Raw genomic sequence first — 14,676 nt, forward strand, 5'->3', positions numbered from 1 at the left:
CACCCGCCGAGAGTCGAGCGCTCAACCTATTCCGATGTCTTGCGACACGCTATTCGCATGTCCTGGAACCACACACCTCCGCCACCGCCACTTTTCAGCGAGAATCGCTGCGGGTCGGCCGGCGTCCGGGCAGGTAGGACCGTTTCGGTTCCGAACGCATGCGGCAAGTGAAATCTCGCAAGGGAGTGGCGCGTGAAGGGATGCGAAAGTGCATCTCACTGGAGCATCATTAGTTCCGCAAGCACTAACTCTCAGTTAGCGGGCGTATTAGCTGGTTTCCTCGCAGCCGCAATAACCGTGCTATTTGCGTCAACGAGAAAACCGGGCAGCCACACAATCGTGCTGTTTTCTTCTGGCGTTCTCGTATTAGGTCTGGACAGTTACCTCTTCAGCCTCATTACTGGAACTGATCTCCCCGATCCTCCGGACCCATCGCTGTGCGCCAAAGTGTGGAGTCAAGGCATGGCCGCTACTGGAATGCTCGCCGTTGGCGGTTCGGTTCTAGTCTGTGGTCTCGGTTGGATGCTCGTTACTTATGGTGAATATCTCGCTACCACTGATATGACACGCCCGGTCAGGGTAACCCCGAAGACCTTCCACTTCTCCGCGTTTATGGGAGTGTCCTGGGTGCATGCCTTTCAGGCGCGATCGTAGTAACAACGACAGGTATGTTGATGTCGCTAAGCGTCTACTACCTGCAGGCCATAAATGATAGACACCTCTGGGTGAGATGGGCGGCAGTGGTTTACGGCCTTCTAATCATTACAGTGTGCGGAATTGTGATAATAGGCCGGACGCTCCCGACGGTCCGAGCACTTAGGCTTGCCGGCGCCAGTACGGTCGAATTTTCAATCGGCAGGTTGCCACAGACAACCTATTGGACTGCAGGTCTAGCCGGTGCGGGTGCGATATTCGCGGGTTTGCTGTCACAGTGGACTTTATGGTCGTGGGTCCACGTCACAGGCGCACTGGTTCTTGCACTTGTCATCCCCGGCCTAATAAATCTAGGTATCGCGTCGTCAGTGGCCAAGCCGAGTAGCTCGGCGAGCAACGCAAGGTCTTACCCGTGGTTATTCTGGGTGCCCTGAATGCGCTCGACGCTGTCTTTGGAATTTCCGAACAAGATCATCGCCACCGAACCCGGGCGCCGCGCTGAATCACAAACCCACGCAGGATGAGGCGTTGCAGCGCCGCTTCGCTGAGGCCGATGTGGCGCTTGAAACTGTCGACCGGCTGCCACCCGTGGTTGCGGGCCGCGGCGCGCGCCCATTCCTTGGTCTGCCGATCGGTCACGTCCCGCCCCGAGGGGCGAATGGCTTGGAGCGCCTGAGCACCTGCGTCGATCACCCATCGACGTAGGCGAAGTTCGCGCAGGAGGCGAAGCGGACCCCGTGGGTCCAGACCGACTAGGCGCCGCGCAGTCTCAGTACTGCGGCGATGGCGGCCTGGGGGCGGCCCAGGATGGTATCGGCTCGGTGCTGGTCCGCTGGGTTCAATGGGTTCGAGGCGGCTCGCCAACATAAGGACGGTCATCAGCGCCGAAGCGACGCCCAGGGCGATCAAGCCGCTTACGAGAAGGTGGGCAGGTACTGCGCTGAGTAGGGCGACGGCAGCTGTCCCGGCTATCGCGACTACAGCGCCCCGGCGGATCGCACTCATACCGGGGGTGATGCTACGTCCGGGCTCTTTTCGACCGCAAGCCTGCGACCTGCGACGACGGGCGGCCCGCAAGGTTTGTGAGTACGCGGACGCTCCGACTGAGCCCAGGTACGGTGGTCGTACGTCGCTGCCATGGGAGCGTGCTTATGCCAGATCCTTTGTCCGGTCCTCGTTTACGCCAGGTGGCGCTGGTCGCCCACGACTGTGAGAACACCGCCACCGCTCTGCGGGAGACGTTTGGCTGGCCGGACCCGTTCCACGATCCTGGGGTCGGAGAGTTCGGCCTCGTCAACGCCGTGTTCGCCGTGGGGGACTCCTTCGTGGAGGTGGTCTCTCCCGTACAACCCGACACCACTGCCGGGCGCTATCTCGCCCGTCGCGGATCCGACAGCGGCTACATGGCCATATTCCAGATGCCTTCGCTCGAAGAGGCCCGCCGGCGGGTGAACGATCTGGGAGTGCGCGTGGTCTGGAAGGTCGACCTCGACGACATCGCCGGGACCCATTTGCACCCCAAGGACACCCCGGGGGCGATCGTGTCCCTCGACTGGGCGTCGCCGACCGACTCGTGGCGGTGGGCGGGACCGGCGTGGACTGGAACAGTGCCGGATCACCCGGCGGGCGGTATCGCCGGCATCACGGTCGAGGTGCAAGAACCGGCCGAGGCGGCCCGGCGGTGGGCCCGCGTTCTGGGTCTCGACGCCGAGGTTGAGGATGGGGTTGCGCACGTCCGGCTGGACCCGGCCGGCCAATCCCTGAGGTTCGTCCCTTCGGTTGACGGCCGGGCCGAGGGCATCACCGAAATCTGGTTGACACCCGGCTTGCCGGGCCTGCCGAACGGTAGCGGCCCGGTCGCCGAGATCGGCGGCGTGCATTCGTAGTGCGTGCACCATGACCGCCCTCGACACTGGCACTGACGATCTCTTGGCCGAGGTGGCCGACGGCGTCGCTGTGATAACCATGAACCGGCCGTCTCGGCGCAACGCCTTCTCGGACGACATGCTCGATGCGTTGGGACGCGTCCTGGCCCAGGTCGAACTCAGCGATGAGGTTGGGTGCGTGGTACTGACTGGAGCAGGCGGCGCCTTCTCGGCTGGGGGCGATGTGAAGGCGATGGCCGATCGGGGATCTTCAGGTGCGACGTCGGTGCCGGTCGACGTGGCGATTCACCGGCAGCGTCTGAACCAGCAGGCGACCAGCGGGAAGCTGTGGCGGATGCCGAAACCGACCATCGCACAGATTCCCGGCCCCGCCGCGGGCGCCGGCTTTGCGCTCGCCTTGGCCTGCGATCTCAGGTACGCGGCCGAAACTGCCATCTTCACCACCGCTTTCGCTCGCGTCGCCTTCGCCGGCGATTACGGCGGAACCTGGTTCTTGACCAGACTGGTCGGCCCGGCGAAAGCCAAGGAGCTCTACTACTTTTCGGAGCGGCTCACAGCCGGTCAGGTCGAGAAGCTGGGTTTGGTCAACGCCGTGTTCCCGGCCGACGAACTCGACAGAGAGGTGATGGACCGGGCCCGGAGGTTGGCCGGGGGCCCGTCGATCGCCTACCGCTACATGAAAGAGAACCTCAACCGTGCGGTCCACGGGAACCTCGAGGAATGCATGGACCTCGAGGTCACACACCACATCCATACGGGTTTGACAGAAGACCACCGGGAAGCGGCGCAGGCGTTCGTGGAGAAGAGGGAGCTTCGGTTTCGCGGTCGCTGACGCGCGGCGCTACCGCGGCAATCACCCTAGGGCGGGCCGAACCGATCGCAGATCGCCACACACATTCCTGCAGCGGGAATGGCCACCCATTGCAGTTGTCCATCCGCTTGGCGCACGCACTGTATCGGGCCGGTGTCCCCCCATAGTTTCGTGCCTTCTGTCGAACATGGTTGAAAGTCGGCATGCGCTGGGCTGCTCTCGATGAGGACGACGCATGGAGCGACCGCCGTCAATATCGCGAAGACGACGAACCTCAGTGCCTTCATGACCAGCACCTTTCTGTAGCAACAGCGCCGAACGACAGCAAACAGGATGAAGCGGCACGCTCGGCGAGGGCAGGCGAACTATCCCGAAAAAGCCTTATGACCAGTTCCACACCGACATGTCGCCGGGCGGGTAGTTGTTGCACACGTCTGTCGCCTTGGCTACCACACCTTTGTTGTTGAAGAAGATTTTCATGTGGTTGACCCAGGCCCACGTCAGCGGATCGCCATTGTAGAAGTTTTCTGAGTATTGCCTGCGCTCCGCCGGTGACAGCGCGAAAAACCAATGCGCCTTGTTTATCGTCGCCTGCTGAACGTTTGGGTGGTTGTTGAAGTCGACCATGTAGCGCTGGTAGTACACCGGGCTGGTATCCCTTGCGGCCGCCAGATACTGCTCGGCGTCGCAGGTGGTCTGGATCATCCGGCGGGGTACCGGGAAGTCCTCGGTGGAATCGGCTACCGCGGCCTTGGGGAAGGTCGCGGCGGCGATGCCGAGGCTTACCAAAAGGGCCAGGAACCAGACGCCTGCACGCAGGCTAGATGTCAGCCGGAGCATGTCGATTACCGTAACACTCTCAGGGTCTGCAGGGACAGGAAACGAGATCAATAGCCGATGTTACTACGTGCGGCTACCTGGGACGATGGCGCGGTTGGCGTCGCCCGCAGGCCCCCGTAATCGCCGAACGGGCGGTCCCTTTTCATCGCGGCCCGCGCTGGTGCGTCTCGGCAGTGCGGATGGAGTCAAGCGCGTCGTATCGGAGCTGGCGCAGCGATATGCCGGACACCGCTGACCAGCAGTGAAACCATACTGACGTGTACCACAGCGGGGATGGCGGCGCTGGTTTGACCACGACAGGGCTGGTCTGTGGCTCTTGTGGCGCGCAGTCAGGCCCGACTGCGAAGTTCTGCGGCGAGTGCGGTGCGCGACTCGCGCAGGCCGCCCGGTCGGCGGAGTACAAGCAAGTGACGGTCCTTTTCGCCGACGTGGTGCACTCGATGGACATCGCGGCCGCGGTTGGTGCCGAGCGGCTGCGCGAGATCATGGCCGACCTGGCCGATCGCTGTGCCGCAGTCGTGCGACGGTACGGCGGCACGGTCGACAAGTTCACCGGCGACGGGATCATGGCGGTGTTCGGAGCTCCGGTGGCGCTGGAGGACCACGCGATTCGTGCCTGCCTGGCAGGTTTGGGGATTCAAGCCGAAGCACAGCAACTGGCCGCTGATGTCCAGAACCGCGATGGCGTGCAGCTGGAACTGCGGGTCGGGTTGAACTCCGGACAGGTGATCGCCGGTGAGATCGGTTCCGGGCCTTTCGGCTACACCACCATCGGGGAGCAGGTGGGGATGGCCCAGCGGATGGAATCGATCGCGCCGCCGGGCGGAGTGATGCTCAGCGAGTCGACTGCCCGATTGGTCGAGCACGCCGTGGTTCTGAGTGATCCGGAGATGGTAGGCATCAAAGGCGCGGTCGATCCGGTCGTAGCACGCCGGCTGCTGGCTATCGCCGATCGTCACCCGCGACGTCGCAGTGAGCCGACGTTGGTCGGGCGTCGATGGGAACTCAACACCATTACGGCAATTCTCGACGAGGCGATCGATGGGGCCGGCTGCGTCGTCAATGTCATAGGACCGTCCGGAATTGGCAAGAGCCGCCTGGTTCGCGAAGCCGCCGCGATCGCGGTCGCCCGCGGTGTTGAGGTAATGACAACTCACTGCGAATCGCACGCCCGCGATATTCCCTTGCACGCGTTGGCCCGGCTGCTTCGGGCGGGGACGCAGACCACCGATCTCGGCGCTGGAACCGCTCGGGCGCGGATACGCGACCGGTTTCCAGATGCGGACCCGGAAGACCTTGTCCTCCTTGAGGATTTGCTTGGCATTCGGGATCCCCGCGATGCACTGCCCGAGGTCGCGGCCGACGCGCGGCGCCGGCGGTTGTTGACTCTGATCAATTCCGCGTCACTCGACCGCGATGATCCGGCGCTGTATGTGATCGAGGATGTGCAGTGGATCGATGAGGCCAGCGAATCGATGCTGGCGGAGTTCCTGGCGGTGATTCCGCGAACTCGCTCGGTGTCTCTGATCACCTATCGACCGGAGTACCGCGGAGTATTGACCCGGGTGTCCGGCGCGCAGACCATCGCGCTTCGCCCGCTCAGCGATAAGCACGCGGCAGAGCTGGCCGAAGAGCTGTTGGGTCCTGATCCTTCGGTGGTGTCATTGGCGACGACCGTGGCTGAGCGTGCCGCCGGAAACCCGTTCTTCGCCGAGGAGATGGTCCGCGACCTCGCGGAGCGGGGCGTGCTGCACGGTGAGCTCGGCACCTACCAATTGCGGAGTCAGACTGCTGATACAAGCGTGCCCGCCACCCTTCAGGCGACGATCGGTGCCCGCATAGACCGACTCGAGTCGACTGCAAAACGTACATTGAACGCGGCGTCCGTCATCGGAACGGTGTTCGACGACGATTCACTGAAGGCCCTGTCCGACGACGTGGATGTGGCTTCTCTGGTAGAGGCGGAACTCGTTGACCAGGTGAAGTTTTCGCCGCGTGCGGTGTATGCATTTCGCCACCCGATGATCCGATCGGTGGCCTATGAATCGCAGCTGAAATCAGACCGCGCACAACTGCACGGCCGACTGGCCAGAGCGATCGAGCAGACCGACAAGAACGCGTCGTTGATCGCTCAGCACTATGAGGCGGCTGGAAATTTGCGCGCGGCATTTGAATGGCACATGCGGGCAGGAGCGTGGTCCAACAATCGCGACAATACCGCTGCGCAGACAAGTTGGCGTAGGGCGCAGTTGGCCGCCGATCAGCTGCCGGCTGACGAACCGGATCGGCTGACGATGCGTATCGCGCCACGAACGCTGTTGTGCGCGACAGTAGTTCGCTCAAGTGGCAGCCGCGCCGATTCGGGTTTCGACGAACTGCGTGAGCTGTGCACTGCAGCGGGCGACGAGCGATCGTTGGCGGTCGGCATGGCCGGGCGAGTACTGGAGCTGTTTTTCAACGGCCACCGCCGTGAGGCCTCGGAGCTCGCGACGGAACACGCGCGGCTGCTCGAGTCGATCGGCGACGCCACTTTGACCATCGCTGTGCTCGGGGCCGCCGCTTCCGTCAAGCACGAGACAGCCGAGATTTCTGAGGTCCTGCGATTGGCAGAGCGGGTCATTGACCTTGCGCATGGGGACCCTACGATGGGCGGCACATTACAGTCGGGCTCCCCATTGTCGATAGCTACCGCGCTGCGCGGCCTTGCGCGTTCGTACTTGGGTATCGGCGGCTGGAAAGACGACTTCCGTCAGGCAGTCATCATGGCCAGACCATTCGAGGCGGTCGCACGCACAGGTGCGATGTTTCACGCAGATATCGTTGCCACGATCAACGGAGTGGCGCTCCCCGATGAGATGACGCTGCGCGAAACCGCGGAAACGTTGACGCTTGCAGAGCAATCCGGTGAGGATGTGGCGCTTGGCCTTGCTCGATGCAACCGAGGGGTTGCTTTGGTGCACGGGAACGGCACTTCCCGCCAGCTCGGTGTGGAACTCCTCTCGGAAACCCGTGACGCCGCATTGCAGCGTCGATACTCCATCACCGGCATACAAACGATCGACGTCGTTCTTGCGCAGGAACGGCTGATGTCGGGTGACCTCAGCGGCGCCATCGAGTTGTCGCGGCTCCCACTGGACGAGTTGTTGGATGAGGGTGGGTTGGTGTGGGTCCCGGCAGCCACCGCGGTATTGGTGGAGGCACTGCTGCAGCGTGGCGGTGCCGAAAACGTCCAGGAAGCGCGGCATGCGATCGACCGGTTGGCGGCGGCGCCTTTTGAACCCGGGCTTGTGCTGCGAGACATCTTCCTTCTGCGGTTGCAAGCACTGCTGGCACGCGCGCAAGGCGATGAGGATGTCTACCGGAACGCCCGAGATCGCTACCGCGAGATGGCCACCCGGCTGGGGTTCGAAGGGCACATCAAGTACGCCGAGGCGATGCCGTGACCGCCGCTGGGCGAGTCGAAGGCAAGGTCGCGTTCATCACCGGGGCAGCGCGCGGTCAAGGCCGCGCGCATGCGGTGCGATTGGCGCAAGAGGGTGCGGACATCATTGCCATCGACATCTGCAAGCCGATAGAAGGGTTCTTGAACCCGCCATCCACACCGGCAGATCTGGCCCAGACCGCGGACCTGGTCAGGCGCCACAACCGCCGCATTGTCACCGCCGAAATCGACGTTCGTGACTACGACGCGCTCAAAACCGCAGTCGACAACGGGGTAGACGAGCTGGGCCGGCTCGACGTGATCGTAGCCAATGCAGGCATCAGCAACGCCGGCAGCGACGACGGCGACACCCTCGACAAGGTCAGTGAACAAGACTGGCAGGACATGATCGATGTGAACCTGTCGGGCGTGTGGAAAACCGTGAAAGCCGGTGTGCCACATATATTGTCGGGCGGTCACGGGGGCTCGATCGTGCTGACGAGCTCGGTCAACGGGTTCAAGGCGTATAGCAATCTCCATCTCGGTCATTACGTCGCGTCCAAGCACGGTGTCGTCGGCCTCATGCGGGCCTTCGCGGTCGAACTGGGTCAGCACATGATCCGCGTCAACTCGGTGCACCCCACGTTCGTGAACACTCCGATGCTGCTGAACGAAGGACTGTACAAATTGGTCCGCCCCGACCTGGAGAACCCCGGCCCCGATGATTTGGCCCCGTTTTGCCAGACGTTCCACACGCTGCCGATCCCATGGGTCGAGGCGGAAGACATCAGCAACGCTGTGCTGTTCCTCGCGTCCGACGAATCCCGCTACATCACCGGCGTCACACTGCCGATCGATGCGGGACAGTGCCTCAAGTAGTCCCGCGCACCCGCTCGCCGAGGCGGGCGCGCAGATCCTCCTCGAAGGCGACGACCTCGGGGCTGAGCTTCTCGGCGCGCAGCCGCTGCAGGTTCGGATAGCCCGCGTTGCGCTCGGCTTCCCATTCGTCGGCGAACTTGCCCGACTCGATCTCGCTCAGCACCTCTCGCATCACCCCGGCGACGTCGATGCCGTCGTATCGATCCGCCCGCGACATCTGGCCGTACTGGCTCGTGGGCGAGTGATAGCGCATCTGACCGGCGTAGCCTTCCAGCCGCAGCAGCCGGTAGTTCCGTTCGATCTCGCCCGAGAGCATCAGCTCGGTCATAATCGCCTCAATCGGGATGCCGGCCTCGGCCATCAGCCCGACGAAGCTCATCGAGACCCGGGCCATGGCCGGGGCGAACAGCTGCTCCATCGCCAGGTCGAGGACGGCCTCCTGGCGCGGCGTCATCTCGATGGCGCCTTGGCGCAGCCCGCCGATAGCCCGTCCGATGGCCAGCGTGCGGGCCAGAGCGGTTCCGGTGTTGTCCTTGTGAATACCGAGCGCGGTAATGAAGCCGATGCCCTCCACGTAGCACGCACGCACCTCGGGACCGAGCATCCTGGGCGCGACCATGCCGACGTCGCAGTCGGGGTCGATCCGGTCGAAAGCCGCCGCGTAGCCCGAGGCAAGCACCCACAGCGCATCGGGTTTGGGCGTGATGGGCAGCTCGGGGATTACGTCGTCGGGGATGAGGGTGCAGATCACGTCGCAGTCGCTCGCCTCCTTGATGTCGTGCGCCGTGAAGCCTTCGGCCGCGGCTTGGTCCCGGGAGGCGTCGGCCTGGGTGTAGACCTCCACGGCGAGGCCCGAGTCACGCAAGTTCAGGGCCCACGAGCGGCCCTGATTGCCATACCCGACGACGGCGACCCGCTGCCCGTCCAGCACCGAGAGGTCAGCGTCGGACTCGTAGTAGATCCTGGTCATCTTCAATCCCCTCTGCCGCAGTGCCGTGTTGCTCATTCACCGGCTGGTTCACACATTTTCGACCCGAGGTCTTAATACTTCGTCGCTGATGTCGCCTTTACCTGCGATTTCGTGTGACATCCTGATCCGGTGCCCGCGGAGGTGCCGCCGTCAGGGGTGGTGACCTTTCTGTTCACCGATATTGAGGGTTCGACCCGTCGGTGGGAGTCCGGCGCGGATGCGATGCGGGTGGCGCTGGCCAAGCACGACAAGGTGTTGCGCTCTGCGATTGAGGCCCACGACGGCTTCGTCTTCAGTCACAGCGGCGACGGGATGGCCGCCGGGTTCACATCGCCGGTGTCGGCTGTGGCCGCGGCCGTCGATGCACAGCGCGAACTGGAGTTGCCCGTACGGATGGGGCTGGCGACCGGCGAGGCCGAGTTACGCGACAACGACTATTTCGGCACGGTGCTGAACCGGGCCGCGCGGGTGATGGCCGCCGGCCATGGCGGCCAGATCCTCGTGGCGGACTCCACAGCGGGCTTGCTCAGCGGTGTCGAGCTGGTGAACCTCGGACCTCGCCGGCTGCGGGACCTGCCGAACCCGATCGCGATCTTCCAAGTCGCCGCGCCGGGTTTGCGGACGGAATTCCCACCGCTACGGACGGTCGATTCCAGTCAAGGAAATCTGCGGCCTGCGCCGAGTCGGCTCATCGGTCGCGACGACGACGTTGAAGACGTCGTATCGACGATGCGATCGCAGCGGCTGGTCACGTTGGCGGGTGTCGGTGGTGTCGGTAAAACCCGACTGGCACTCGAGGTGGCGGGAGTCCTCGCTGACGAATTTCCTGATGGTGTCTGGGTTTTGGAGCTGGCTTCGGTCGCCGATCCGGCAGCTGTGCCCGACGCGGTGGCTGCGGTGCTGGGCATCACGCAGCAGCCCGGCATGACGATGAGTGAGTCGATCGCAGCGGCTTTGGAGGCCAGGATTCGTCTCCTGGTGTTCGACAACTGCGAGCACGTCGTCGACGCAGCGGCGGATCTGATCGACCTTATCCTCGCGAGGTCGGCCACGGTCAAGATCCTGTCGACAAGCCGTGAGGGGCTGGGCCTCGCTGATGAGCGATTGTGTCGGGTTCCCTCCCTGGAAGTTGTTGCAGCCGTGGAGTTATTCAGGGACCGCGCTGCCCGGGACCTGTCGGCTGAGGAATCCACGGCGGTCGAAGAGCTGTGCCGTCGACTTGACGGCATCCCCTTGGCGATCGAGCTGGCCGCCTCGCGCATGGAGTCGATGACCGCGACCGAGATGCGCGACCGCCTCGATCACCGGTTCAAGCTGCTTGTCCGGTCGCGGCGTGGACTCGAACGTCACCAAACGCTGCGCCAGGCGGTGTCGTGGTCGTATGACCTCCTGGCAGAACCAGCAAAGACGCTGCTGGAACGGTGTTCGGTGTTCGCCGGTGGCTTCGACGTTGAAAGTGCTTGTGCCGTATCAGGATTCGGGGAGGCCGACGAGTTCACGATCCTCGACCTGCTCGACTCGCTGGTGCGCAAGTCCTTGGTCGTCGCGGACCGGTCGACGGGTAAGACCCGGTTTTCGATGCTGGAGACCATCCGCCGGTTCGCCGAGGAGAAGCTCGTCGAACGTGGACAAGCGGCCGAGGCGAGTTCGGCGCACGCGCGGTATTTCGCCGACCGCGAGACCGACATCCTCGCGCTGTGGGACAGCCCGCGCCAGCGGGAGGCGTACGACTGGTTCGCCACCGAACTCGCCAATCTGCGCACCGCGTTCCGCTGGGCCGCCGACCGCGGTGACGTCGACATTGCCGCGTCCATCACGACGTACGCCTGGATTCTCGGTTTCTTCGGCGTCCAGAACCTCGAGCCGGTTTCGTGGGCAGAAGAGCTGATCGAGCCGGCGAGGGCAATCGGGCACCCGCGGCTGGCGAGCGTGTATGTAGGCGCATCGCTGTGCTGGGTAACCGGCCGGGTCGATCAAGCGCTCGCGTACGCCGCTAGCGGTCACGCCATTTTAGCGAGCAACCCGCATGCGGCGCCATACGGCCTGGAAGGCGGGCTTGGCGGAGCCTATATGGCCATCGGACAAGCTGAGCGGTGGGCGGAGGTGTGCCGCATTCAGCTCGAACGCCGAGGCGACAACCACGTTGCCATTCGTACCTGCCGCGTCTGTGCACTGGCTTTCGCCGGTCTCCTTGAGGAGGCGAGAGCAGCCGCCGACGGATTGATCGAAGCAGCTATTGCCACCGATAACCCGTATATGCATACGTTTGCGATCGCCGTCTATGCATATTGCCTGAGTTCAGCAGGTTCCGAACGTGACCTCGCGCTCTGCCGGCAGGGGCTAGCGCTCGCCCAAGAAAGCGGCAATCAGTACAACGCAACGATTCTCGCGACAGCTCTGGCCCGACTCGAATCCGAACCCGTCGTTAACGTCGCGGCGATCGAGCATCTGACGCTGGTTATTCGGCATTGGTACGACGCGGGGAATTTCGGGAATTTGGTCGGCCCGCTCGCGATGCTCAGCGCATTCCTGGATCGCCTGGGGCGGTTCGAGCCCGCCGCGACAATAGCCGGCTTTTCATGCGACCCCGTATCGCTGGCGACGGTCCCAGAGCTGGCCCCCACCATCGCCCACCTCCGCGAGGTGCTCGGCGATCAGTCCTACGAATCGTTCGCCGGCAACGGCGAGGCGATGACCGCGGCCGCCATCGTCGCGTACGCCTATGACCAAATCGACCAGGCCCGAGCGGAGCTGGAAGGGGTCTCGAAGTGACGCGGTCGTGGTGGGGGTGGGGCAACGTCGAGGAAGCGCTGTCGGAGCGGGAGACGAATGAGCTTGTGTCACGGGTGGCGGCGATGCTGCCCGGACATGACCTGACCGATCACCAACCGCCGGACCCGTCCGCGCTGGAATTGCCCACGCCACGGATTACCCCGCCGGCATCGCTGGCCTCGCTGTGTTCGGTCGACCCCGTCGATCGAGCGGGTCATGCGCGCGGCAAGGCGTTTCGCGACGTGGTGCGCAATCTGCAGGGAAGCCTCGACCACGTCCCCGACCTGATCGCCAGGCCACACCGCGAGCAGGACGTGGTCGACCTGCTGGATTGGTGTGCGCGGGAAGGCATCTCGGTCATCCCGTACGGTGGCGGCAGCTCGGTGGTCGGTGGGGTCGAGCGCCGGTTCGACGGCCCCGCGCTCACGCTGGACACCACCGAGATGGGCGCTGTGCTCGAGATCGACCGGGTCAGCCGGGCCGCGCGCGTCCAGGGCGGGGCACTCGGGCCGGCGATCGAAAACCAGCTGCGCCCATACGATCTCACGCTGCGACATTTTCCGCAGTCGTTCGGGTTCTCCACCCTCGGGGGTTGGTTGGCCACCCGTTCGGGCGGGCATTTCGCCACGCTGTACACCCACATCGACGATCTGACCGAGTCGCTGCGCGTCGTCACCCCGACCGGCGTGAGCGAGTCGCGGCGGCTGCCGGGATCCGGTGCCGGGCCGTCGCCGGACCGGTTGTTCCTCGGCTCGGAGGGCACGCTCGGCATCATCACCGAGGCGTGGATGCGGTTGCAGAACCGCCCGCGCTGGCAGGTCACCGCTTCGGTGGCATTTGACGACTGGACGGCGGCGGTCGCGGCGACTCGGGCGATCGCGCAGGCAGGGCTCTACCCGGCGAATTGCCGGCTGCTGGACCCAGCCGAGGCGTTTCTCAACGCCGGCGCGGCGGTCGGGGGCGGACTGTTGGTGCTGGCCTTCGAATCGGCCGACCACCCGACAGACCCATGGCTGAACCGGGCGCTAGAGGTCGCCGCTGAACACGGCGGCACGGTGACCGCGCAACGCAGCCGCGACACCGCAAGCGACACAACGAAACCCGACGCCTCGGCCAACTGGCGTTCGGCATTCATGCGCATGCCCTATCAGCGCGACGCCCTCGCCCGTCGCGGCGTCATCGCCGAAACCTTCGAAACCGCTTGCACCTGGGAGGGTTTCGACGCACTGCATGCCGCGGTGACCGAGGCCGCCCGGACCGCCGTCGAACGAGTCTGCGGTTCAGGCGCGGTGACGAGCCGGTTCACCCACGTCTACCCCGACGGGCCTGCGCCCTATTACGGCATCTACGGCGGCGGGCGCTGGGGTTCCCTCGACGCACAGTGGGACGAGATCAAGGCAGCCGTTTCCGAGGCGATCATCACCACCGGCGGCACGATCACACATCACCATGCCGTGGGCCGCGACCATCGTCCGTGGTACGACCGCCAGCGGCCCGACCCGTTCGCAGGGGCCCTGCGCGCGGCAAAGTCAGCACTTGACCCGGCCGGAATCCTCAACCCCGGCGTGCTCATCGACACCGTCCGGTAGGCAGGACCTCAAGGTGGGCCGTCACCCACCGCGCCATGTCGGTGAGGTCCCGGGTGCCGTCGTCGAAGGATCCCGACGCGGGTTCAGCCGCCAAAGCCACAGCGGTCATGCCCGTCGGCCAAGTGAGCAGGCCCATTTGTCGTACCAGGTGATTGCCGGCAGTTGACGGTCCCCAGCCGCCTTTGAATCGGGCGCCGGAAATGGTGCCGATTCCCCAGCTCTGGTCACGCGTCACGCGGCCCATCAGCGCAAAGATCGGCGCGTTTCTGCCGTCGCAGACAGCGCCGGAGATGAATCGGGCCTGGTCAACCAACGACCAGTCCGTCTGCCCGAACGCGGTGAACTCCGGACGCACCCGTTGTGACTGGACCGTCGTCGGGTCGCCGTTTTCTCTCAGCACGGCTTCGACCTTGCCCGCCGCGATGGCCGGGTCGCCCAAACGCCGCCAGATCGATTCGGCTGCCGCATTGTCGGATTCGGTGATGGCGGCCGTCATCTCGGGCGTGACTTCGGCCGGAGTGCGTTCGCGCAGCGCGGCAATGGCCACCGGGACCTTCATCGTCGACCAGGCCGGTCCGCTTTGCCAGTGCCCCAACGCAATTGGAGCGTTCCCGCTGCCGGCGGCGCTGACAGCTAACCCGATGACCGCGTCCAGCTCCGACTCCAACTGCGCGAAGTCAGCAGCCAACGCCGCCGCGTCACCCGCGCCAGGATTGGTTGCCACCCGGCGAGGGTATCCGCGAGAGGCGGCGACATCGCGCCAACCGGCTAGCTTGCTGAGGACATAGCGCTTACTGTCGAAAGCATCAGGGTCGTCGGGGGCCCGCGTGCGGTGTTGCAGGCTGGGAGGAATC

At 64.5% G+C, this 14,676-nt stretch carries 10 protein-coding genes; 6 read left to right on the top strand and 4 right to left on the bottom strand.

Annotated elements, in window-relative coordinates:
* Positions 1 to 1,125: 1,125 nt before the first annotated feature.
* Entirely contained in the window at positions 1,126 to 1,293 is a 168-nt protein-coding gene (locus AWC06_RS23195) for a hypothetical protein (RefSeq protein ID WP_169715273.1), read from the bottom strand.
* A gap of 512 nt (positions 1,294 to 1,805) precedes the next feature.
* On the opposite strand from AWC06_RS23195, the gene AWC06_RS02310 reads away from it, so the two are divergent.
* Both AWC06_RS02310 and AWC06_RS02315 read left to right on the top strand, forming a co-directional pair.
* Positions 1,806 to 2,540 carry a VOC family protein gene (locus AWC06_RS02310; protein WP_139819872.1) on the top strand — a complete coding sequence of 245 codons (735 nt, stop codon included), beginning with the start codon at positions 1,806 to 1,808 and terminating at the stop codon, positions 2,538 to 2,540.
* Between the two features lie 10 nt (positions 2,541 to 2,550).
* The gene (locus tag AWC06_RS02315) at positions 2,551 to 3,372 is read left to right on the top strand and encodes an enoyl-CoA hydratase-related protein (protein WP_085194007.1); all 822 of its coding nucleotides are present in this window, start codon (positions 2,551 to 2,553) and stop codon (positions 3,370 to 3,372) included.
* Between the two features lie 360 nt (positions 3,373 to 3,732).
* Here the strand turns inward: AWC06_RS02315 and AWC06_RS02325 are convergent, their stop codons facing one another.
* The gene (locus tag AWC06_RS02325) at positions 3,733 to 4,191 is read right to left on the bottom strand and encodes a DUF5078 domain-containing protein (protein WP_085194009.1); all 459 of its coding nucleotides are present in this window, start codon (positions 4,189 to 4,191) and stop codon (positions 3,733 to 3,735) included.
* Between the two features lie 257 nt (positions 4,192 to 4,448).
* Here AWC06_RS02325 and AWC06_RS02330 point away from each other — a divergent pair, with 257 nt between their 5' ends.
* Both AWC06_RS02330 and AWC06_RS02335 read left to right on the top strand, forming a co-directional pair.
* Positions 4,449 to 7,634: an AAA family ATPase gene (locus tag AWC06_RS02330; protein WP_308066238.1), complete on the top strand. Its 3,186-nt coding sequence runs from the start codon at positions 4,449 to 4,451 to the stop codon at positions 7,632 to 7,634.
* On the top strand, positions 7,631 to 8,491 hold the full coding sequence (locus AWC06_RS02335; protein WP_085194011.1) for a mycofactocin-coupled SDR family oxidoreductase: 861 nt from the start codon (positions 7,631 to 7,633) through the stop codon (positions 8,489 to 8,491). The genes AWC06_RS02330 and AWC06_RS02335 overlap by 4 nt, the downstream gene beginning before the upstream one ends.
* Here the strand turns inward: AWC06_RS02335 and AWC06_RS02340 are convergent.
* The gene (locus tag AWC06_RS02340; protein WP_085194012.1) at positions 8,484 to 9,497 is read right to left on the bottom strand and encodes an NAD(P)-binding domain-containing protein; all 1,014 of its coding nucleotides are present in this window, start codon (positions 9,495 to 9,497) and stop codon (positions 8,484 to 8,486) included. The two genes, AWC06_RS02335 and AWC06_RS02340, sit on opposite strands and share 8 nt — an antisense overlap.
* Positions 9,498 to 9,590: 93 nt before the next feature.
* On the opposite strand from AWC06_RS02340, the gene AWC06_RS02345 reads away from it, so the two are divergent.
* Positions 9,591 to 12,233 (top strand): ATP-binding protein, encoded by a 2,643-nt coding sequence (locus AWC06_RS02345; RefSeq protein WP_227371117.1) that lies wholly within the window; start codon positions 9,591 to 9,593, stop codon positions 12,231 to 12,233.
* Positions 12,230 to 13,822, top strand: coding sequence for an FAD-binding oxidoreductase (locus AWC06_RS02350; RefSeq protein WP_085194014.1), 1,593 nt, complete (start codon positions 12,230 to 12,232; stop codon positions 13,820 to 13,822). The genes AWC06_RS02345 and AWC06_RS02350 overlap by 4 nt, the downstream gene beginning before the upstream one ends.
* Here the strand turns inward: AWC06_RS02350 and AWC06_RS02355 are convergent.
* A complete protein-coding gene (locus AWC06_RS02355) occupies positions 13,803 to 14,546 on the bottom strand; it encodes a serine hydrolase (protein ID WP_085194016.1) in 744 nt (247 codons plus the stop codon). The genes AWC06_RS02350 and AWC06_RS02355 overlap by 20 nt on opposite strands.
* Positions 14,547 to 14,676: the final 130 nt, after the last annotated feature.

The sequence above is a fragment of the Mycobacterium fragae genome, assembly GCF_002102185.1.
Classification (GTDB): Bacteria; Actinomycetota; Actinomycetes; order Mycobacteriales; family Mycobacteriaceae; genus Mycobacterium; species Mycobacterium fragae.